The organism is Leclercia pneumoniae, from assembly GCF_017348915.1.
Taxonomy (GTDB): domain Bacteria; phylum Pseudomonadota; class Gammaproteobacteria; order Enterobacterales; family Enterobacteriaceae; genus Enterobacter; species Enterobacter pneumoniae.
This window is the reverse complement of record NZ_CP071383.1, coordinates 1,448,100-1,468,505: the sequence shown is the minus strand read 5'-3', so window position 1 is coordinate 1,468,505 and position 20,406 is coordinate 1,448,100. Positions and strand designations below refer to the sequence as shown.

The 20,406-nt window shown below is 56.8% G+C and carries 17 protein-coding genes; 10 read left to right on the top strand and 7 right to left on the bottom strand.

The features are described 5' to 3' along the window. Nucleotides 1-11: 11 nt before the first annotated feature. A complete protein-coding gene (gene clpA / locus JZ655_RS06880) occupies nucleotides 12-2,288 on the bottom strand; it encodes an ATP-dependent Clp protease ATP-binding subunit ClpA (protein WP_040076351.1) in 2,277 nt (758 codons plus the stop codon). Between the two features lie 29 nt (nucleotides 2,289-2,317). After that, on the bottom strand, nucleotides 2,318-2,638 hold the full coding sequence (clpS, locus tag JZ655_RS06875) for an ATP-dependent Clp protease adapter ClpS (RefSeq protein WP_046886849.1): 321 nt from the start codon (nucleotides 2,636-2,638) through the stop codon (nucleotides 2,318-2,320). Nucleotides 2,639-2,943: 305 nt separating this feature from the next. Between clpS and cspD the strand changes: the two genes are divergently transcribed. After that, a complete protein-coding gene (gene cspD, locus JZ655_RS06870; protein ID WP_040076353.1) occupies nucleotides 2,944-3,165 on the top strand; it encodes a cold shock-like protein CspD in 222 nt (73 codons plus the stop codon). Nucleotides 3,166-3,233: 68 nt separating this feature from the next. Here cspD and macB read toward each other — a convergent pair whose 3' ends face one another. Both macB and macA read right to left on the bottom strand, forming a co-directional pair. Further along, nucleotides 3,234-5,174: a macrolide ABC transporter ATP-binding protein/permease MacB gene (gene macB / locus JZ655_RS06865; protein ID WP_207293353.1), complete on the bottom strand. Its 1,941-nt coding sequence runs from the start codon at nucleotides 5,172-5,174 to the stop codon at nucleotides 3,234-3,236. Next, nucleotides 5,171-6,286: a macrolide transporter subunit MacA gene (gene macA / locus JZ655_RS06860; RefSeq protein ID WP_207293352.1), complete on the bottom strand. Its 1,116-nt coding sequence runs from the start codon at nucleotides 6,284-6,286 to the stop codon at nucleotides 5,171-5,173. The genes macB and macA overlap by 4 nt, the downstream gene beginning before the upstream one ends. A gap of 161 nt (nucleotides 6,287-6,447) precedes the next feature. Here macA and JZ655_RS06855 point away from each other — a divergent pair, with 161 nt between their 5' ends. After that, entirely contained in the window at nucleotides 6,448-7,395 is a 948-nt protein-coding gene (locus JZ655_RS06855) for a VirK/YbjX family protein (protein ID WP_207293351.1), read from the top strand. On the opposite strand, the gene JZ655_RS06850 is transcribed toward JZ655_RS06855, so the two are convergent. Next, nucleotides 7,392-9,050 (bottom strand): ATP-dependent endonuclease, encoded by a 1,659-nt coding sequence (locus tag JZ655_RS06850; RefSeq protein ID WP_207293350.1) that lies wholly within the window; start codon nucleotides 9,048-9,050, stop codon nucleotides 7,392-7,394. The genes JZ655_RS06855 and JZ655_RS06850 overlap by 4 nt on opposite strands. A 356-nt stretch (nucleotides 9,051-9,406) precedes the next feature. Here JZ655_RS06850 and aqpZ point away from each other — a divergent pair, with 356 nt between their 5' ends. The 4 genes from aqpZ (at nucleotide 9,407) to hcr (ending at nucleotide 13,893) form a co-directional block, all read left to right on the top strand. Then, a complete protein-coding gene (gene aqpZ, locus JZ655_RS06845) occupies nucleotides 9,407-10,102 on the top strand; it encodes an aquaporin Z (RefSeq protein ID WP_207293349.1) in 696 nt (231 codons plus the stop codon). Nucleotides 10,103-10,218: 116 nt separating this feature from the next. Continuing rightward, nucleotides 10,219-11,118, top strand: a complete 900-nt coding sequence (locus JZ655_RS06840; protein ID WP_040076358.1) for a LysO family transporter — start codon at nucleotides 10,219-10,221, stop codon at nucleotides 11,116-11,118. A 143-nt stretch (nucleotides 11,119-11,261) separates the two neighbouring features. Next, nucleotides 11,262-12,914, top strand: coding sequence for a hydroxylamine reductase (gene hcp, locus JZ655_RS06835; RefSeq protein WP_207293348.1), 1,653 nt, complete (start codon nucleotides 11,262-11,264; stop codon nucleotides 12,912-12,914). A 10-nt stretch (nucleotides 12,915-12,924) separates the two neighbouring features. Then, nucleotides 12,925-13,893 carry an NADH oxidoreductase gene (gene hcr, locus JZ655_RS06830; protein WP_207293347.1) on the top strand — a complete coding sequence of 323 codons (969 nt, stop codon included), beginning with the start codon at nucleotides 12,925-12,927 and terminating at the stop codon, nucleotides 13,891-13,893. Nucleotides 13,894-13,930: 37 nt separating this feature from the next. Here hcr and JZ655_RS06825 read toward each other — a convergent pair whose 3' ends face one another. Continuing rightward, nucleotides 13,931-14,365 (bottom strand): DoxX family protein, encoded by a 435-nt coding sequence (locus JZ655_RS06825; RefSeq protein ID WP_040076361.1) that lies wholly within the window; start codon nucleotides 14,363-14,365, stop codon nucleotides 13,931-13,933. A 141-nt stretch (nucleotides 14,366-14,506) separates the two neighbouring features. On the opposite strand from JZ655_RS06825, the gene poxB reads away from it, so the two are divergent. From poxB to JZ655_RS06805, 4 genes are all read left to right on the top strand, one after another. Then, nucleotides 14,507-16,225, top strand: coding sequence for a ubiquinone-dependent pyruvate dehydrogenase (poxB, locus tag JZ655_RS06820; protein WP_040076362.1), 1,719 nt, complete (start codon nucleotides 14,507-14,509; stop codon nucleotides 16,223-16,225). 39 nt (nucleotides 16,226-16,264) lie between these two features. Then, nucleotides 16,265-17,266, top strand: a complete 1,002-nt coding sequence (ltaE, locus tag JZ655_RS06815) for a low-specificity L-threonine aldolase (protein WP_207293346.1) — start codon at nucleotides 16,265-16,267, stop codon at nucleotides 17,264-17,266. 10 nt (nucleotides 17,267-17,276) lie between these two features. Continuing rightward, nucleotides 17,277-18,707 carry an SDR family oxidoreductase gene (locus tag JZ655_RS06810; protein WP_207293345.1) on the top strand — a complete coding sequence of 477 codons (1,431 nt, stop codon included), beginning with the start codon at nucleotides 17,277-17,279 and terminating at the stop codon, nucleotides 18,705-18,707. A 179-nt stretch (nucleotides 18,708-18,886) separates the two neighbouring features. Then, nucleotides 18,887-19,900, top strand: coding sequence for an NAD-dependent epimerase/dehydratase family protein (locus tag JZ655_RS06805; protein ID WP_046886977.1), 1,014 nt, complete (start codon nucleotides 18,887-18,889; stop codon nucleotides 19,898-19,900). Here JZ655_RS06805 and iagB read toward each other — a convergent pair. Further along, nucleotides 19,879-20,367, bottom strand: coding sequence for a type III secretion system invasion protein IagB (gene iagB / locus JZ655_RS06800; RefSeq protein ID WP_207293344.1), 489 nt, complete (start codon nucleotides 20,365-20,367; stop codon nucleotides 19,879-19,881). The two genes, JZ655_RS06805 and iagB, sit on opposite strands and share 22 nt — an antisense overlap. Nucleotides 20,368-20,406 lie beyond the last annotated feature (39 nt).

The following is a 20,406-nucleotide window of genomic DNA, read 5'->3' as shown; positions in this document are numbered from 1 at the left end:
TTTCAGTGACGTTAGTGTGCCGCTTCCGGCTTATGCTTCTGCGCACTTTGGAAATCGTACGTCAGCTCATTTTTCGCCTGATCCAACGCAACGGTCACCTGACCGCCATCCACCAGCGAACCAAACAGCAGTTCGTTGGCCAGCGGTTTCTTCAGGTTATCCTGAATCACACGCGCCATCGGACGGGCACCCATCGCACGGTCATAGCCTTTCTCGGCCAGCCAGTTGCGGGCCTCCTGACTCACTTCCAGCGACACGCCTTTCTGATCCAGCTGAACCTGCAGCTCGACGATGAACTTATCCACCACCTGATGGATCACATCGGTAGAGAGGTGATCGAACCAGATAATGTTGTCCAGGCGGTTACGGAACTCCGGCGTAAAGATCTTCTTGATCTCTTCCATCGCATCGGTGCTGTTATCCTGGTGGATCAGGCCGATAGACTTACGCTCAGTTTCGCGTACCCCGGCGTTGGTGGTCATTACCAGCACCACGTTGCGGAAGTCCGCCTTGCGCCCGTTGTTATCTGTCAGCGTCCCGTTATCCATCACCTGCAGCAGGATGTTGAACACGTCCGGGTGCGCTTTTTCGATCTCATCAAGCAGCAGTACCGCGTGCGGATGCTTGATCACCGCGTCAGTGAGCAGACCGCCCTGGTCAAAGCCTACATAGCCCGGAGGCGCACCGATCAAACGGCTCACGGTGTGACGCTCCATATACTCGGACATATCAAAGCGCAGCAGCTCGATACCCAGCGCTTTGGAGAGCTGTACCGTCACCTCGGTTTTCCCTACCCCGGTTGGGCCGGCGAAGAGGAAGGAACCGACAGGTTTGTGGTCATGCCCCAGCCCGGCGCGCGCCATCTTGATGGCTTCGGTTAAGGCCTCAATGGCTTTATCCTGTCCGAAGACCAACATTTTCAGACGATCGCCCAGGTTACGCAGCGTGTCACGGTCGCTCTGAGAAACGCTCTTCTCAGGGATACGCGCAATACGTGCCACCACGGACTCGATATCTGCCACGTTGACGGTTTTCTTACGCTTGCTGACCGGCATCAGGCGAGCACGAGCGCCCGCTTCGTCGATCACGTCAATCGCTTTATCCGGCAGATGACGATCGTTAATGTATTTCACCGCCAGCTCTACCGCCGCACGCACCGCCTTCGCGGTATAACGCACATCGTGGTGCGCTTCGTATTTCGTTTTCAGACCATTGATGATCTGCACGGTCTCTTCAACCGACGGCTCGGTAATGTCGATTTTCTGGAAACGACGTGCCAGCGCACGGTCTTTCTCGAAAATGTTGCTGAACTCCTGATAGGTGGTAGAGCCCATCACGCGGATTTTACCGCTGGAGAGCAGCGGTTTAATCAGGTTGGCTGCATCCACCTGGCCGCCGGAGGCCGCACCTGCACCGATGATAGTGTGGATCTCATCGATAAACAGGATACTGCTGGTGTCCTGCTCCAGCTGTTTCAGCAAGGCTTTAAAGCGTTTTTCGAAATCACCGCGGTATTTGGTACCCGCAAGCAGAGAGCCGATATCCAGCGAATAGATGGTGCAATCGGCCATGATTTCCGGAACGTCGCCCTGAACAATACGCCAGGCGAGCCCTTCGGCAATTGCAGTTTTACCCACGCCCGACTCCCCCACCAGCAGCGGGTTATTTTTACGGCGACGGCACAATACCTGGATAGCGCGCTCCAGCTCTTTATCGCGGCCAATCAGCGGATCGATACCGCCAACGCGAGCAAGCTGATTAAGATTGGTGGTGAAGTTTTCCATACGTTCCTCCCCGCCTGCTTGCTCTTCGTTATTGACCTGGTTGCTGGGATCCGATGGCTGATTCGGCTCGTCTTTACGCGTTCCGTGAGAGATAAAGTTCACCACATCGAGGCGGCTGACTTCATGTTTGCGCAGCAGATACGCAGCCTGCGACTCCTGCTCGCTGAAGATAGCGACCAGTACGTTAGCGCCCGTCACTTCGCTACGTCCGGAGGACTGGACATGGAACACCGCACGCTGCAAGACGCGCTGGAAGCTGAGCGTCGGCTGCGTGTCGCGCTCCTCTTCACTCACGGGCAGGACCGGTGTGGTTTGTTCGATGAAGGCTTCGAGTTCCTGACGTAGCGCCACCAGGTCCACCGAGCAGGCTTCGAGCGCCTCGCGGGCGGATGGGTTGCTAAGCAGTGCGAGCAGCAAGTGCTCGACGGTCATAAACTCATGTCGGTGCTCACGCGCTCTGGCGAAAGCCATATTTAAACTGAGTTCCAGTTCTTGATTGAGCATAGGCACCTCCCCCAATTTTCATGCCTGAATCAGGCTTTTTCCAGCGTACACAGCAACGGATGCTCGTTCTCCCTCGCATACTTGTTCACCATCGCCACCTTCGTCTCTGCGACTTCTGCGGTAAATACTCCGCAGATGGCTTTGCCGTGATAGTGAACGGCAAGCATCAGTTGCGTTGCACGTTCTACATCATAAGAAAAGAACTTTTGTAGCACGTCAATAACAAATTCCATTGGCGTGTAGTCATCGTTCATTAACATAACTTTATACATAGATGGCGGTTTTAGCGCGTCGCGCACTTCATCTTCCGCCAGCTTGTCGAAATCTAGCCAGTCGTTCGTCTTACCCATTGTCAGTCATCATCATCGTTGTACGCTGCCCTGACTGAGGATCATACATAACTTCAATCTACCCCAGTTGTCAGATAACTCTCATCTATTATTGCCATCCGCGATGTCTGTCACAATACCCGGCAATAGCGTTAACTGCTTCAAATTTTGGTTCATTTTTCCCCTTCCCCCGCCGGCAAACGCTTGACGATCTGTTTGGTTTATCTAAATTAGACTGGCGAGAGTTGGCGAGGTTTTGAACAGCCCCCGCTCCGCCACCGGTTCATTCCATCTTAATTAATAAGACTTACGAAGGATGTCGAAGCATGGAAACGGGTACTGTTAAGTGGTTCAACAACGCCAAAGGGTTTGGTTTCATCTGCCCTGAAGGCGGCGGCGAAGATATTTTCGCTCACTATTCCACCATTCAAATGGATGGTTACAGAACGTTAAAAGCCGGGCAGTCGGTCCGGTTCGATGTACATCAAGGGCCAAAAGGCAATCACGCAAGTGTGATTGTGCCCTACGAAGTCGAGGCGACCGCCTAGCTCTCTGCTTCATTGTGTACATCATGCAGTCAAAATGCCAGCCCGATCGGCTGGCATTTTTATTTCGCTTATTCTCGCGCTAGCGCATCCACCGGATCCAGCCTTGCCGCATTGCGTGCAGGCAACCAGCCGAACAAAATTCCGGTAAAGGTTGAGCACAAGAAAGCGGTCATCAGCGCCATCGGCGAAAAGCCAATTTCCCAGCCCGGTAAAAAGAGCTGCAACGTAAACGCAATTAATAGCGAGAGGGAGATGCCCAGCGCACCGCCCACAAGACAGACCAGCACCGCCTCGATTAAAAACTGCTGAAGCACATCGCTGGCCCGGGCGCCCACCGCCATGCGGATGCCAATCTCCCGGGTTCGCTCCGTGACCGACACCAGCATGATATTCATCACCCCGATGCCGCCCACCACCAGTGAAATGACCGCCACCAGCGTCAGGAACAGCTGAAGAGTACGTGTGGTCTTTTCCGCCGTTTTCAAGAGGCCGTCCATGTTCCAGGTAAAGAAATCTTTCTTGCCATGCCGCAGCATTAACAGGCGTGCAAGCTGCTGCTCGGCCTGGGTGCTATCGTATCCCTCTTTCACACGCACGGTGATGGAGTTCAGCCACGACTGCCCCATAATTCGCCCGGAGATAGTGGTATAGGGCAACCAGACGCGCAGGATCTTACTGCTGCCAAACATTGACTGCTTCTCTTCGGCGACGCCAATGACCGTTGCGGGCATGTTGCCCACCAGAATCACCTCGCCCACCACCTTCGCCTTATTCGGGAAGAGCTGACGACGTGAATTGGCATCCAGAATCACCACCTGCGCGCGCCCGGCAAGCTGCTCAGCGTTGAAGGTCGCCCCCTCGCTAAAGGTCATGCCGTAAACGTTGAAATAGTCGCCGCTCACCCCGTTAGCGCTGGCCGCCACATCGATATTGCCGTAGCGCAGGCGTAAGTTTTGCGACACCGCCGGCGTGGCCGAGTTGACCCACGGCTGCTTCTGGATCGCGGCCAGATCGTCATACTTCAACGCCTGCTGGAACTGCGGCTCGTCATCGCCAAAATCCTTACCGGGATAGACATCAATGGTGTTGGTCCCGATAGCGCGAATGTCGGCCAGCACCAGCTGCTTGGCCGCATCACCGACTACGACAATCGAGACCACCGAAGCGATACCGATAATGATGCCGAGCATCGTCAGCAGGGTTCGCATTTTATTGGCCGCCATCGCCAGCCAGGCCATGGTCAGTGCCTCACGAAAACTGCTGGCAAACTGGCGCCAGCCGGAGGGGGGCGGTAGCGCCACCTGCTGACTGCGTGTTTGGCCCTGCTTTGCCGGAGGATTGCTGACCAGCTCGCCATCCCGGATCTCCACGATGCGCTCTGCCTGGGCGGCAACCTGGGGATCGTGGGTGACAATGATCACCGTATGCCCCTGATCGCGGAGTTGGTGCAGGATTGCCATCACCTCTTCGCCAGAGTGGCTGTCGAGCGCCCCGGTGGGTTCGTCAGCGAGGATCACCTGCCCGCCGTTCATCAGAGCACGCGCGATACTGACGCGCTGCTGTTGACCGCCGGAAAGCTGCGAGGGTTGATAATCGACGCGCTCGCCCAGTCCCAGCCGGGTTAAGAGCGCCTGCGCCCGCTCCAGCCGTTTGCGGCGCTCTACGCCCGCGTAAACGGCTGGCACTTCGACGTTCTGTACGGCGCTCAGATGCGAGAGCAGGTGATAACGCTGAAAGATAAACCCGAAGTGCTCGCGGCGCAGTTTGGCCAGGGCATCCCCACTGAGGGTCGACACGTCGGTGCCCGCCACGCGGTAGGTGCCGCTGGTGGGTTTATCCAGACAGCCGAGAATGTTCATCAGGGTGGATTTACCGGAGCCCGAGGCACCGACGATGGCGACCATCTCCCCCGCTTCAACCTGCAGAGAGATGCCTTTCAGCACCTCCACCTCGCCATCCCCCGAAGGGTAACTCCGGCGAATTGCATTCAGTTCAAGCAAAGCGGTCATTTACCCGCTCCCGGCAGGGTCTCACTGACGACGACCTCATCCCCCTCTTCCAGCCCTTTCACAACCACCACATCCGTGTCATTGCGCGAGCCGAGGCTGACTTCACGCTCACGGGTCTCGCCGTTACGCAGCACTTTGACTTTATAGCGATTATCTCCGGTCGATTCGCCCAGCGCCGCCAGCGGTACGGTCAGCACATTTTTTTCGCCGGTGAGCTGGATATGCACCTGCGCGGTCATCTCCAGACGCAACACCCCTTTTGGGTTCGGGACCTCAAAGCGGGCATGGTAGAAAATGGCGTCGTTGACCTTTTCCGGCGTTGGCAGGATATCTTTCAGCACCCCTTCATAGCGGGTTTGCGGGTCACCCAGTACGGTAAACCAGGCTTTTTGACCGGGTTTAAGGTGGATAACGTCTGCCTCGGAGACCTGGGCTTTCACCAGCATGGTGCTCATGTCTGCGAGGGTCAGAATGTTTGGAGCCTGCTGAGCGGCAATCACCGTCTGCCCTTGCAGGGTAGTGATTTGCGTCACCTCACCGGCCATCGGCGCGACGATACGGGTATACTCGAGGTTCGTTTTGGCGCTGTCGAGGCTGGCCTGATTGCGTTTGATTTGCGCGTCAATGGTGCCAATCTGCGCCTGCTTCACCGCCAGTTCTGTGGCCGCTGTATCCAGATCCTGACGAGAGATGACCTGGGTTTTGGCCAGTTGCTGCTGGCGCGCCAGCGTCACCTGGGCCAGTTTACGCTCTGCTTCGGCTTGCCCGCGCTGGGCGCGCAGCTCCATCAGGGTCGCTTCCACCTCTTTGATCTGGTTCTCAGCCTGCTCAGGATCGATCACCCCCAGCAGTTCCCCTTTTTTCACTTTATCCCCAATTTCAACCGACAGCGTTTTCAGCTGCCCGCTCACCTGTGCGCCCACGTCGACTTTACGCAGTGCATCAAGTTTACCGGTAGCTAATACGCTTTGTTGCAGCTCGCCCGGGCGGACAATAAGCGTCTGGTAGAGAGGAGTGGGTTTATTTAGCGTCTTCCAGACAGCAATCAGCGCAACGAAAATAATAATCGCAGCAAGGATATACCGCTTTTTGAGCTTACTTCTGATCTTCATAACGATCCTGGTTCCTTCGAATGTTCCATCAAAATGAGAAGGCTAATATCAACTGGGGTTAAACAAGGTTTGAATAGTGATGAGAGTACCAGAGTTATTGATAATTCGTTAAGTTAACAAATGATGAAATCACCCCATCAATAATAATGGATGGTTTCACTATGTCGCAGCTTACTGATAACGCGCTCACGCCTTCTCGCCCCCTCACTCGCCTGGGACTGTTTTTTGATCTGCTCAGCGGTAAATGGCGGCCGGGTAAATTCTGGCACCATCGCAGCTTCCGCCGTAAATTTCTGCTGCGCTCGTTAATGATGCCACGTTTAAGTCTGGAGTGGATGAACGTTCTGGCCCAGTTGCCGGAGCTCAATCAGCTGTTGATCCGCCAGCCCCGCCTGCCCGTACGCCTGCATCGCCCCTATCTGGCGGCCAACTTAACCCGTAAGCAGAAGCTGGACGCCGTTCGTTATCACTACAGCCGCCTCTATGCCACCCTCTCCCCTGAAGAGCTGCGCAACTATCTGCGCGGCAACGGCCTGGTACTGGCGCAGCTGCAGGGCAAAGATGGCGACACTTACACCCTGGAGTTCACGATGATGATCTCGCTGGATAAAGAGGGCGACAGCACGATTTTAATGCGTAACAGCAGCGGAGAGACGCTGGCAGAGATGACCTTTACGCTCTGTGAATACCAGAATCAACCCACGCTGTTCATCGGCGGGTTACAGGGGGGCAAACGCGAATTGCCACACGAAGAGATTCAGAAGGCGACCAAGGCTTGTCATGGTCTCTTCCCGAAACGTCTGGTAATGGAAGCCGTCTGTCAGTTTGCCCAGGCGTTTAACGTCAACCAGATCCTGGCAGTCAGCAACGAAACCCATATCTATCGCAGCCTGCGCTACCGCGATAAGAAAGATAAAATTCACGCCGACTACAGCGCCTTCTGGGCCTCTGTGGCTGGCGAGTGTGATGCCAGCGGCTATTATCACATTCCCTGCGTCATCCCCCGTAAAAGCGAGGCTGACATCGCCAGTAAAAAACGGGCTGAGTATCGCCGCCGATATCAGTTACTGGATGCGGTGCCGGCGCAAATGAGCGGTCTGTTTCGTTAATCCGCCCGACCGCGCGCCAGCCAGAGCACACGGGAAAACATTTTTCGCAGTAACGTGGGAACCGAATCGACCCCTCGGCGCCCTGCTTCCATCGCGACCTCAATGGCCAGGTCAGGTTTGGATGAGCGGTGAATCGCCTTAGTAATAACCCGCCGCATGTTCATGGGGACATCGGCGGGGATCATCGCCACCCGGTGGAAGACATCGGCAAAACCCTGTCGGTACATGAAATGCTCCATATCCATCGCGGGCAGTTCGGTCAGATGATCGCGTTCCTCATCCCGATCGTGATTGAGTAACCCACGGACGGTAGCGGCATATTTTCTCCCCGCCTCGTCACCATCCACCAGGACGTGCCACTCAATGCCCATCCGGCGGGCGAATTTAATCAGCGGCTTGAGGCCGGACTGGGCGAACTCAATGACCTTAATGCCCTCAGCATCAAAATGGTGCCCGCACTGACGGGCCAGCTCGTTAATAACCCAGGTTTCGGTTTCGCCCTCTACCAGCAGCCAGCAGCGGGCAAAGAGCGAAGAGGCGCGGTTAAAACGGATATGAAAAGCGATGCGGCGACTCTCTTCAGCGTTCATTCCACCCGGTCCAAGGCGAAATGCCGAGACGCGTCCCGACTCACGCACTAGCCGACAGACCTGCTCCACCGGCGTAAGTGACAGTAGTTCACCCGAGTTGGTGGTGGTGATGCGCTGTAACGGCAGCAAATTCAGCAGGTGCCAGGCCACCGATAGCATGATGGGGTGCAGGCGCGTTTCCGGATCCTCAACCAACAACAGCGGTCGGGCATCCCTGTCCAGTCGCACGGTCCCTTTTGCCTGCAGCAAGGTAGAGAAGAGTCCCAACAGAATCACCCGATGCGATCGTCCGCCGGGTTTGTCGATCATCCGGTTAATGATATCGAGATAACGCCAGCTTCGCTGCTCATCGTGGGACCGTCGGCGCATCAACCGGTTGCGCACGGGCGAGGAGCCCTGCTCGGAGAAGTAGTGTTCAAGCAACTGCACCATAGCAGAGAGACCCTGACGGATCTGGCCATCGCTAAGATTTTGCGGACGCGCCACCAGCTCGCGCGCCAGGTAATCCAGCTCACGGGCGGTAACTTCCACCTCCGGCATAGCAGGCACCGACCCCGTGCGGATGCGGCGCATAAAGCGGGCATCCCGTAAGCGCAGCACCGGCACCAGACGGATAAGATGACGCGCCAGCTCGTCGATATTGTCCCTCTCCAGGGGATTACCCTCCGCATCGATAAAACTGCGCAGGGTCAGTACGCTCTCATCGTCCGCGAGTTCGCCCTCCAGACGGTAGAAGATACGCTGATAACCATCCTGACAAGGCACCCAGCACCCGGCAAGAGGCTGGTAGCGACGTACCCTGTGGCGGCCAGGATCGGTTTCCCGGAAGGTCAAAACAATGTGCAGATGGTGTTCCCGCCCCTGAATATCGCCCGGTGGGAACCAGAAGTCATCGCGAACGAAGTGATAGAGTTCGGCATCCGATGATAACAGCAGCGTGAGCGCGTCCAGCAGGCTAGATTTACCCCAGGCATTTTCCCCGATCAGGACGTTATTTTGTTCCAGCATCAGCGACAGGCGATTAATGCCGCGAAACCCTACGATTTCCACCCGTTCAAGCAGCATAGATCCTCCGGGACAATGACACTCTTTCCTTTAAATTATCAGCAGTATAGCGCCAGGAACCCCGGCCCGACAGTCGAAGATTGTCAGGAAAGTTATGCCAGCAAATATAAAAATAAGAATATGACAAGGCACTTTCATTTGAAATTTAAAGAGGCCAGATATTAATATTCGTCGCCCGTTATCTCCCGAAAATTAAAAAAGGAATAACCTCGCATTGCCCTGAATCAAATTTGTGGGTTTTATTTCACTGGTGAACCATGCGGTTCATTTTTAAAATAACGCCGTTAAACATCGTCATATTTTATGACGATAAATTATGAGCGATGGAAAAAGCTCGTTTTTACATTGAGGTGGTTATGTTCAGAAAATTAGCGGCGGAATGTTTTGGTACATTCTGGCTGGTATTGGGTGGCTGCGGCAGTGCTGTTCTGGCAGCTGCATTTCCGGAATTAGGGATTGGTTTCACTGGCGTTGCGCTGGCCTTCGGCTTGACGGTATTAACCATGGCCTACGCCGTGGGGCATATTTCCGGCGGCCATTTCAATCCGGCCGTGACGCTGGGCCTGTGGGCGGGCGGACGTTTCCCGGCGAAAGACATTATTGGCTACGTGGTGGCCCAGGTGGTGGGCGGGATTATTGCCGCCGCTATTCTGTATGTGATTGCCAGCGGTAAGGCAGGCTTTGATGCGGCGGCCAGCGGTTTTGCCTCGAACGGTTTTGGCGAACATTCACCGGGCGGCTTCTCAATGCTGTCAGCCATCGTGATTGAAATCGTGCTCACCGCCGGCTTCCTGTTGGTCATTCATGGCGCTACCGACAAACACGCACCGGCCGGTTTCGCGCCGATTGCCATCGGTCTGGCACTGACGCTTATTCACCTGATCAGCATTCCGGTGACCAACACCTCCGTTAACCCGGCGCGCAGCACTGCGGTGGCGATCTTCCAGGGTGGCTGGGCGTTAGAGCAGCTGTGGCTGTTCTGGGTGATGCCGATCGTGGGTGGTATCCTGGGTGGCGTGCTGTACCGCACAGTGCTGGAAAAACGCGATTAAAAATAATACCGGGTGGCTCTGCGCTGCCCGGTTTTCCATTTGCACCTTTACTGAGCAGCTCTATTTCGGTAGTGTCATCGGCGCTATTCAGCTACTCAATAAGGATTGTGTTGTTCATGTTTTCAGGATTATTAATCATTCTGCTACCACTGATAGCAGGCTACTTTATCCCCCTCCGACACGCAGCTGCATTAAAGCTAATTAATCGCCTGTTGAGCTGGATAGTTTACGTCATTCTTTTTTTTATGGGCATCAGCCTCGCCTTTCTGGATAACCTGGCGACCAATTTACTGGCGATACTCTATTACTCCTCCATCACCGTTGTGGTTATTTTGCTGTGCAATATTGCCGCCCTGTTATGGCTGGAGCGCACTATTCCGTGGAAAAACCATCATCAGCAGGAAAAATTACCCTCGCGTATAGCGATGGCGCTGGAGTCATTAAAATTATGCGGAGTGGTGGTGCTCGGCTTTCTGCTTGGGCTCACCGGATGGGCGGTATTACATCACGCGACCGAAGCCAGTGAATATACCCTTATCTTCCTGCTATTCCTGGTCGGTATTCAGCTGAGAAATAGCGGCATGACCCTGAAACAGATTGTCCTGAACCGTCGTGGCATGATCGTGGCGGTCGTGGTGGTCGGCAGCTCGTTACTGGCGGGGGTCATTAATGCCTTTATCCTCGACCTGCCGCTCAACACCGCACTGGCGATGGCGTCCGGCTTCGGCTGGTACTCCCTCTCCGGCATTCTGTTGACCGAATCTTTCGGCCCGGTCATCGGCAGCGCCGCCTTCTTTAACGATCTGGCCCGCGAGCTGATTGCCATTATGTTGATTCCGGGTCTGGTACGACGCAGCCGCTCTACGGCGCTGGGGCTGTGCGGCGCCACGTCGATGGACTTTACCCTGCCCGTCCTGCAACGCTCTGGAGGCCTGGAGCTGGTGCCGGCGGCCATTGTTCACGGCTTTGTTCTAAGCCTGCTGGTGCCCATTCTGATGGCCTTCTTCTCAGCCTGATACCCCTCTGGCGGTAGGTCTCTGCCGCCAAAATTGCGCTAAATCAATCTCCCTCCATTTTGTATCAGAAAGCGCTTTTCTCTGATCTGGCACCAGCATAATCTTAAACATGTATATCAAATATAACTTTAACAGGTGTGATTATGTTTTGTGTGCAATGTGAACAAACCATCCGTACCCCGGCAGGCAATGGCTGCTCTTACGCGCAGGGCATGTGCGGCAAAACCGCCGAGACGTCAGACCTGCAGGATCTGCTGATCGCTTCCCTGCAAGGGCTTTCCGCATGGGCATTCAAAGCCCGCGAATACGGTATTATCGACCACTACGTCGACAGCTTCGCGCCACGCGCCTTTTTCTCCACGCTGACCAACGTTAACTTTGATTCTCCTCGCATCGTCGGCTATGCCCGCGAAGCCATTGCCTTGCGTGAAGCGCTGAAGGCGCAGTGCCTGAACGCCGACGCCAGCGCGCGCGTGGATAACCCAATGGCCGAGCTGCAGCTGGTGAGCGACGACCTGGGCGACCTGCAGCGTCAGGCCGCGGAATTTACCCCGAACAAAGACAAAGCGGCGATTGGCGAGAACATTCTCGGCCTGCGTCTGCTGTGCCTGTACGGTCTGAAAGGTGCGGCGGCCTATATGGAACACGCGCACGTTCTCGGCCAGTACGACAACGACATCTATGCCCAGTACCACAAAATCATGGCATGGCTCGGCACCTGGCCTTCCGACATGAACGCGCTGCTGGAGTGCTCAATGGAAATCGGCCAGATGAACTTCAAGGTAATGAGCATTCTGGATGCCGGTGAAACCAGCACCTACGGCCACCCAACGCCAACCCAGGTCAACGTGAAAGCGACCGAAGGCAAATGTATCCTGATCTCCGGGCATGACCTGAAAGACCTCTACAACCTGCTGAAGCAAACCGAAGGCACCGGCGTTAACGTCTATACCCACGGCGAAATGCTGCCTGCACACGGCTACCCGGAGCTGCGTAAATTCAAACACCTGGTCGGGAACTACGGCAGCGGCTGGCAGAACCAGCAGGTTGAATTTGCCCGCTTCCCTGGCCCCATCGTGATGACCTCTAACTGCATCATCGACCCTACCGTGGGCGCGTATGATGACCGCATCTGGACCCGCAGCATCGTCGGCTGGCCGGGCGTGAGCCACCTCGAAGGCGACGATTTCGGCCCGGTTATCGCCCAGGCGCAGCAGATGGCTGGCTTCCCTTACAGCGAAATCGAACATCTGATCACCGTAGGCTTTGGCCGCGAAACCCTGCTGGGTGCGGCGGATTCCCTCATCGATCTGGTGAGCCGTGAAAAACTGCGTCACATCTTCCTGATTGGCGGCTGCGACGGCGCGCGCGGCGAGCGAAACTACTTCACCGATTTCGCCACCAGCGTACCGGATGATTGCCTGATCCTGACGCTGGCGTGCGGGAAATACCGTTTCAACAAGCTGGACTTCGGCAACATCGAAGGCCTGCCGCGTCTGGTCGATGCCGGTCAGTGTAACGACGCCTACTCAGCCATCATTCTGGCCGTCACCCTCGCGGAGAAACTGGGCTGCGGCGTGAACGACCTGCCGCTGTCGCTGGTGCTCTCCTGGTTCGAGCAAAAAGCGATCGTTATCCTGCTAACCCTGCTCTCACTGGGCGTGACCAACATCGTCACCGGCCCGACCGCGCCAGGCTTCCTGACGCCGGACCTGCTGGCCGTGCTGAACGAGAAATTTGGTCTGCGTTCCGTGACCACCGTTGAAGAAGATATGAAAGAGCTGCTGAGCGCGTAAGGAGAGATTCATGACCATGCCAACCTCACAATGTCCGTGGCGGATGCAGGTCCATCACATCCATCAGGAGACGCCGGATGTGTGGACGCTGTCACTGCTGTGCCATGACTACTATCCGTACCGTGCAGGTCAGTATGCGCTGGTCAGTGTCCGCAACTCTGCGGACACCCTGCGCGCCTACACCCTCTCCTCCACGCCGGGCGTGAGCGAGTACATTACGCTTACCATCCGTCGCATTGATGAAGGGGCAGGTTCCGAATGGCTGACCCGCGACGTAAAACGTGGAGATTACATCTGGCTTTCAGACGCGCAGGGCGAGTTTACCTGTGACGATAAGGCCGATGATAAATTCCTGCTGCTGGCCGCCGGCTGCGGCGTGACGCCCGTAATGTCAATGCGCCGCTGGCTGGCGAAAAACCGCCCGCAGGCCGACGTGCAGGTGATCTTCAGCGTCCGCTCGCCAGAGGATGTGATTTTTGCCGAGGAGTGGCGTAACTACCCGGTCACGCTGGTGGCAGAAAATAACGCTACCCACGGTTTTGTCTCGGGTCGATTGAGCCGGGAATTGTTGCAAAGCGTGCCGGATATTGCCTCCCGCACCGTGATGACCTGCGGCCCTGCGCCGTACATGGATATCGTGGAAAAAGAGGTTAAAGCGCTGGGTGTGACCCGCTTCTTTAAAGAGCAGTTCTTCACCCCTGTCGCCGAAGCGGCAACCAGCGGGCTTAAGTTCACTAAGCTGCAACCTGCGCAAACCTTCTTTGGCCGCGTGGGCACCACGCTGCTGGAGGCGCTGGAGAGCAACAAGGTGCCAGTGGCCGCGGCCTGTCGCGCTGGCGTGTGCGGCTGCTGTAAGACGAAGGTCGTGTCCGGCGAGTATACGGTGAGCAGCACCATGACGCTGACGGACGCCGAAATCGCCGACGGCTACGTGCTAGCCTGCTCCTGCCATCCGCAGGGGGATTTAGTCCTCGCCTGATAAAAACGCCCGGTGACATCGCCGGGCGTTTTTACTTTCATTTCCACGCCGGATGGCTTGCCAGGGCGTAACGACCCGCTCCCAACAGCGCTACCGCCAGTGCCCCCACGAAGAAGTAGACCAGGCTTTCAATGGCCCAGGCCCCTACCGCATCCAGCGCTAAGGTTTTGCCTGTTCCCACCATTAGCCACGCGACGACCATAGTAAATGCCAGAACCAGCGCCGCCGGTCGAGTCAGGATCCCCAGAATAATCAGGATCGGTGCCACCACCTCCCCCACCAACACCCCGTAAGCGATAAATCCCGGTAAACCTTTAGCGACCAACATGCCGCTAATACCCTCCACGCCACCGAAAAGCTTATGCAGGCCGTGAAAGAGCATTAACCCGCCCACGGCAAGGCGTAACAACAGCTTGCCCATATCGTCGTGTGTTAGCGTTTTATTAACAGCAATTAACAATGATTTAACCATTTGAAATTACTCCTGTTTTATCTGAACTGCAGCCAGAATATGTCTAATTGTTTCGAATGGATAGCAGCTGATACCAAGGGGGCAGAGCGGTAATTTTCTTCTAAGCTTGTAAGCGATATCACAAAAAGGAGTTGGATCACCATGAAACAGACCGTGGCGGCATATGTTGCAAAAACGCTGGAACAGGCAGGGGTAAAACGCATCTGGGGGGTCACCGGCGACTCCCTCAATGGCTTGAGTGATAGCCTTAACCGCATGGGGACCATTGACTGGATGCCCACCCGCCATGAAGAGGTGGCCGCCTTTGCCGCCGGGGCAGAAGCACAGCTGACGGGAGAGCTCGCCGTGTGCGCTGGCTCCTGCGGACCGGGCAACCTGCACCTGATTAACGGTCTGTTTGACTGCCACCGTAACCACGTACCGGTGCTGGCCATCGCCGCTCACATCCCCTCAAGCGAAATCGGCAGCGGTTATTTCCAGGAGACTCATCCTCAGGAGCTGTTCCGGGAATGTAGCCACTACTGCGAACTGGTCTCCTCCCCAGAGCAGATCCCGCAGGTACTGGCCATCGCCATGCGCAAAGCGATTCTGAACCGTGGCGTTTCGGTAGTGGTGCTGCCGGGCGACGTGGCCCTGAAGCCCGCCCCAGAAACGGCCAGCAGCCACTGGTATCCTGCCCCGTTACCGGTGGTCACCCCGGCAGAAGAAGAGCTGAAAAAGCTGGCGCAGGTGTTGCGATACTCCAGCAATATCGCGCTGATGTGCGGCAGCGGCTGCGCGGGGGCGCATGATGAACTGCTGGCCTTTGCGGAAAAGCTAAAAGCGCCCATCGTCCATGCCCTGCGCGGGAAAGAGCATGTTGAGTATGACAACCCCTATGACGTGGGGATGACCGGCCTTATCGGCTTCTCATCCGGCTTCCACACGATGATGAATGCCGACACGCTGATCCTGCTGGGTACCCAGTTCCCTTATCGTGCCTTTTACCCCACCGACGCAAAAATCATTCAGATTGATATTAACCCCGGCAGCATCGGTGCCCACAGTAAGGTGGATATGGCCCTGGTGGGGGATATTAAAGCGACGCTCGCCGCGCTGCTGCCCCATCTGGAAGAGAAAACCGAGCGTAAGTTCCTCGATAAAGCGTTAAGCGACTATCGCGACGCCCGTAAAGGGCTGGACGATCTGGCGAAGCCGAGCGACAAAGCCATTCACCCGCAATATCTGGCGCAGCAGATCAGCGATCTCGCCGCCGAGGACGCGATTTTCACCTGTGATGTGGGCACGCCCACCGTCTGGGCCGCACGCTACCTGAAAATGAACGGCAAGCGTCGTCTGCTCGGCTCGTTTAACCACGGCTCGATGGCAAATGCCATGCCGCAGGCGCTGGGCGCCCAGGCGACCGAACCGCAGCGTCAGGTCGTGGCGATGTGCGGCGACGGTGGGTTTAGCATGCTGATGGGCGATTTCCTGTCGGTGGTACAGATGAAGCTGCCGGTCAAAATTGTGGTCTTTAACAACAGCGTGCTGGGTTTTGTGGCGATGGAGATGAAGGCCGGGGGATATCTGACCGACGGCACCGAACTGCATGACACCAACTTTGCCCGTATCGCCGAAGCCTGCGGTATCCCCGGGATCCGCGTCGAAAAGGCCTCCGACGTCAACGAGGCGCTTACGCGCGCGTTCGCTATCGACGGCCCGGTGCTGGTGGATGTGGTCGTCGCCAAAGAGGAGTTGGCGATCCCGCCGCAAATCAAGCTGGAGCAGGCGAAAGGTTTCAGCCTGTATATGCTGAGGGCGATTATTAGTGGTCGCGGCGACGAGGTGATGGAGCTAGCCAAAACCAACTGGCTCAGGTAAAAATGTCTCACATTGCCTGTCTAACTATAGGGATGTGAGATGATTGATTTACGTAGTGATACCGTTACCCGCCCGTCGCGCGCCATGCTCGAAGAGATGATGGCCGCCCCGGTCGGGGACGACGTCTACGGCGATGACCCCACCGTTAACGAACTCCAGCGCTACGCCGCTGAACTGAGCGGTAAAGAGGCTGCACTGTTCCTGCCTACGGGCACCCAGGCCAACCTGGTGGCCCTGCTTAGCCACTGCGAACGCGGCGAAGAGTACATTGTCGGCCAGGGGGCGCATAACTACCTGTACGAAGCCGGTGGTGCAGCGGTACTGGGCAGTATCCAGCCGCAGCCCATCGACGCTGCCGCCGACGGCTCCCTGCCGCTGGATAAAGTGGCGGCCAAAATCAAAGCCGACGACATCCATTTCGCCCGCACAAAACTGCTAAGCCTGGAAAATACCCATAACGGTAAAGTGCTGCCGCGCGAGTATCTCAAAGCGGCGTGGGAATTTAGCCGCGAGCGCGGGCTGGGCCTGCATGTGGATGGGGCGCGTATCTTCAACGCGGTGGTGGAATATGGCTGCGAACTGAAAGCCATCACCCAGTACTGCGACTCCTTCACCATCTGTCTCTCGAAAGGTCTCGGCACCCCCGTTGGCTCGCTGCTGGTAGGCGATGTCCAGTACATCAAACGGGCCAACCGCTGGCGCAAGATGACCGGCGGCGGGATGCGTCAGGCAGGGATCCTGGCGGCAGCGGGCTTGTACGCTCTGAAAAATAACGTCCAGCGCCTGAAAGAGGATCACGATAACGCCGCCTGGATGGCCGCGCAACTGCGCGAGATCGGGGCCGATGTGATGCGTCATGACACCAACATGCTGTTTGTGCGGGTGGGTGATGAGCGTGCCGCCGCGCTGGGCGAGTATCTGAAAGCCCGGGGGGTGCTGATCAACGCCTCCGGCGTGGTACGTCTGGTGATGCACCTTGACGTCAGTCGCGCTCAGCTCGCCGAGGTGGTAAGCCACTGGCAGGCCTTCCTACAGCGCTAAGGAGCCCCGCGTGCCACAACGAATTCTGGTGCTGGGCGCCAGCGGCTATATCGGCCAACACCTGGTCACGGCCCTCAGTACGCAGGGGCATCGGGTGCTGGCGGTGGCACGCAGCATTGAACGGCTGCAAAAACAGAACCTGCCGGGTGTCTCCTGCCATAGCGTCGATCTCAACTGGCCGAAAGAGTTGTCCGTGCTGCTGGAAGGAGTGGATACGCTCTATTATCTGGTGCACAGCATGGGCGAAGGGGGCGATTTTATTGCCCACGAGCGTCAGGTAGCGATGAACGTGCGCGATGCCCTGCTGGCGACGCCGGTCAGGCAGATTATTTTCCTCAGTTCATTACAGGCGCCGGAGCAGGAGCAGTCAGACCACCTGCGCGCACGCCAGCTCACCGCCGAGACCCTGCGCGGGGCGAATATTCCCCTTACCGAACTGCGGGCGGGGATTATCGTTGGGGCGGGCTCTGCCGCCTTCGAAGTGATGCGCGATATGGTCTATAACCTGCCGGTGCTCACGCCGCCGCGCTGGGTGCGCTCGCGTACCACGCCCATCGCGCTGGAAAATCTGCTGCACTATCTGGTGGAACTGCTTAACCATCCTGCGCAGCGCCACCGGGTTCTGGAGGCCGCCGGGCCAGAGGTGCTCAGCTATCAACAGCAGTTTGAACATTTTATGCGGGTGAGCGGTCGCCACCGGCCGCTGATCCCTATCCCCTTCCCGACCCGCTGGATTTCGGTGTGGTTTTTAAACGTCATCACCTCCGTGCCCCCGACAACCGCCAAAGCCTTGATTCAGGGGCTGAAGCACGATCTGCTGGCCGACGACGCTGCGCTGCGGGCGTTGATCCCCCAGCCGTTAATCCCGTTTGACGATGCGGTTCGCAATACGTTGAAAGAAGAAGAGAAACTGGTCAACTCCAGCGACTGGGGCTTTGATGCGCAGGCCTTTGCCCGCTGGCGGCCGGAGTATGGCTACTTCCCTAAACAGGCGGGCTGTACCGTGAAAACTGACGCCAGCCTTAGCGATCTGTGGGCGGTTGTGAATCAGATTGGCGGCAAAGAGCGCTATTTCTTTGGCAACCTGCTCTGGCAGACCCGCGGCGCGCTGGATCTGCTGGTGGGCCACCGGCTGGCGAAGGGCCGTCCGGCACGGGCGATGCTGGAGGTGGGCGACGCGGTAGATAATTGGAAAGTGATTATCGTTGAGCCGGAAAAGCAGCTGGCCTTACTCTTTGGTATGAAGGCCCCCGGGCTGGGGCGGCTGTGCTTTACCCTGAAGGACAAAGGCGAACACCGCGAGCTTGACGTCCGCGCCTGGTGGCACCCGCACGGCATGCCGGGTCTGTTCTACTGGCTGTTGATGATTCCGGCGCATCTGTTCATTTTTCGCGGCATGGCAAAACGTATTGCCCGCCTGGCGGAAAAACCTCAGCCCTGATGCCATCGCGTCAGGCCCCTGGTCAAACCCGGAACCGGGCCGAATAACAAAGCCAGGGCACAGGCAGCCTGACGGATAAGGGTATAAATAAAACTCTTAATCTTTCGCCTTTACCATTGCATCGTGGCGTATTTCACGGAAGAATGCGCACGAAATTCTTTTCAACACAGTGGATTGATATGAAGGTACTGGTTACCGGCGCCACCAGCGGCTTAGGTCGAAATGCGGTCGAGTTTCTGCGCAACAAAGGCATTAGCGTCAGGGCCACCGGTCGCAACGAAGCGATGGGTAAACTGCTGCAGAAGATGGGGGCTGAGTTTGTCCATGCCGACCTGACGGAGCTGGTCTCCTCGCAGGCCAAAGTGATGCTGGCCGGAATTGACACCCTGTGGCACTGCTCCAGCTTTACCTCTCCGTGGGGCACGCAGGAAGCCTTCGATCTTGCTAACGTGCGCGCCACGCGTCGTCTGGGCGAGTGGGCCGTGGCCTGGGGCGTGCGTAACTTCATTCATATCTCTTCGCCGTCGCTCTATTTCGATTATCACCATCACCGGGATGTTAAAGAGGACTTTCGTCCTCAGCGCTACGCCTGCGAGTTTGCCCGCAGTAAAGCGGCCAGCGAAGAGGTGATCGATCTGTTGGCGCAGTCAAATCCCCATACCCGCTTTACGGTACTGCGTCCGCAAAGTCTCTTTGGGCCGCACGATAAGGTCTTTATCCCGCGCCTGGCGCAGATGATGCACCACTACGGCAGCGTGCTGCTGCCACGTGGCGGCGATGCGCTGGTGGATATGACCTATTACGAAAATGCCGTCCATGCCATGTGGCTGGCGAGTCAGAGCAGCGCCGACGCTCTCCCCTCCGGACGGGCCTATAACATCACCAACGGCGAGCCTCGCTCCTTACGCAGCATCGTACAGCGGCTGATAGACGAGCTAAATATTCACTGTCGGATCCGCTCCGTGCCCTACCCGATGCTGGATATCATTGCCCGCAGCATGGAGCGGCTTGGCAATAAAGCGTCGAAAGAGCCCGCCCTCACCCACTACGGCGTCTCTAAGCTGAACTTTGATTTTACGCTGGATATTAGCCGCGCCGAACGCGAGCTGGGGTATGCGCCCGTGGTGACGCTGGATGAGGGTATTGTGCGCACGGCCGCATGGCTGCGGGATCACGGTAAACTGCATCGCTGATGCGTCAACAAGGGTCGCGGCGCCCAGCTATGGCGGGCAGGCATTTTTAACTGCTGGTATTTTTGCCAGACTTTCCGGGCATACAGCATCCGCTGCGGGTAATTCTCTTTTTTTAACCCGGCGTTGTAGGCCCCGACCGCCTCCCAATTATTGCCATACACCTTAATCATGCCGGACAAAATAGAGGCCCCGACCATAATCGAGGTGCAGGGCTCTAATATCAGTTGGTATTCGCTAATTCCCCGACTCTCCAGCGCCGGAAAGTGGATGCTGTTGATCTGCATCAGGCCGACATCCCGGGTACCGTCGGCATTTTTGCCAATTGCCCAGGGATTCATCCCGGATTCGACGTGCGCAATGGCGTACAGGAGATAGGGATCGACGTGATAGGCCTGTGCGGCTTTGTCCCAGCAGTTGGCGTAAGCGCCCTGGCTGACGAGGAGCATAATGAGCAGTAACGTTTTCATCAGTACCTGCTTTGGGGTGAGAGCAGTGCGCCGGGTGAC

Bases quoted from the DNA above. Each gene is read 5' to 3' on its own strand.
- clpA (WP_040076351.1), bottom strand. From the start codon at position 2,288: ATGCTCAATCAAGAACTGGAACTCAGTTTAAATATGGCTTTCGCCAGA.
- clpS (WP_046886849.1), bottom strand. From the start codon at position 2,638: ATGGGTAAGACGAACGACTGGCTAGATTTCGACAAGCTGGCGGAAGAT.
- cspD (WP_040076353.1), top strand. From the start codon at position 2,944: ATGGAAACGGGTACTGTTAAGTGGTTCAACAACGCCAAAGGGTTTGGT.
- macB (WP_207293353.1), bottom strand. From the start codon at position 5,174: ATGACCGCTTTGCTTGAACTGAATGCAATTCGCCGGAGTTACCCTTCG.
- macA (WP_207293352.1), bottom strand. From the start codon at position 6,286: ATGAAGATCAGAAGTAAGCTCAAAAAGCGGTATATCCTTGCTGCGATT.
- JZ655_RS06855 (WP_207293351.1), top strand. From the start codon at position 6,448: ATGTCGCAGCTTACTGATAACGCGCTCACGCCTTCTCGCCCCCTCACT.
- JZ655_RS06850 (WP_207293350.1), bottom strand. From the start codon at position 9,050: ATGCTGCTTGAACGGGTGGAAATCGTAGGGTTTCGCGGCATTAATCGC.
- aqpZ (WP_207293349.1), top strand. From the start codon at position 9,407: ATGTTCAGAAAATTAGCGGCGGAATGTTTTGGTACATTCTGGCTGGTA.
- JZ655_RS06840 (WP_040076358.1), top strand. From the start codon at position 10,219: ATGTTTTCAGGATTATTAATCATTCTGCTACCACTGATAGCAGGCTAC.
- hcp (WP_207293348.1), top strand. From the start codon at position 11,262: ATGTTTTGTGTGCAATGTGAACAAACCATCCGTACCCCGGCAGGCAAT.
- hcr (WP_207293347.1), top strand. From the start codon at position 12,925: ATGACCATGCCAACCTCACAATGTCCGTGGCGGATGCAGGTCCATCAC.
- JZ655_RS06825 (WP_040076361.1), bottom strand. From the start codon at position 14,365: ATGGTTAAATCATTGTTAATTGCTGTTAATAAAACGCTAACACACGAC.
- poxB (WP_040076362.1), top strand. From the start codon at position 14,507: ATGAAACAGACCGTGGCGGCATATGTTGCAAAAACGCTGGAACAGGCA.
- ltaE (WP_207293346.1), top strand. From the start codon at position 16,265: ATGATTGATTTACGTAGTGATACCGTTACCCGCCCGTCGCGCGCCATG.
- JZ655_RS06805 (WP_046886977.1), top strand. From the start codon at position 18,887: ATGAAGGTACTGGTTACCGGCGCCACCAGCGGCTTAGGTCGAAATGCG.
- iagB (WP_207293344.1), bottom strand. From the start codon at position 20,367: ATGAAAACGTTACTGCTCATTATGCTCCTCGTCAGCCAGGGCGCTTAC.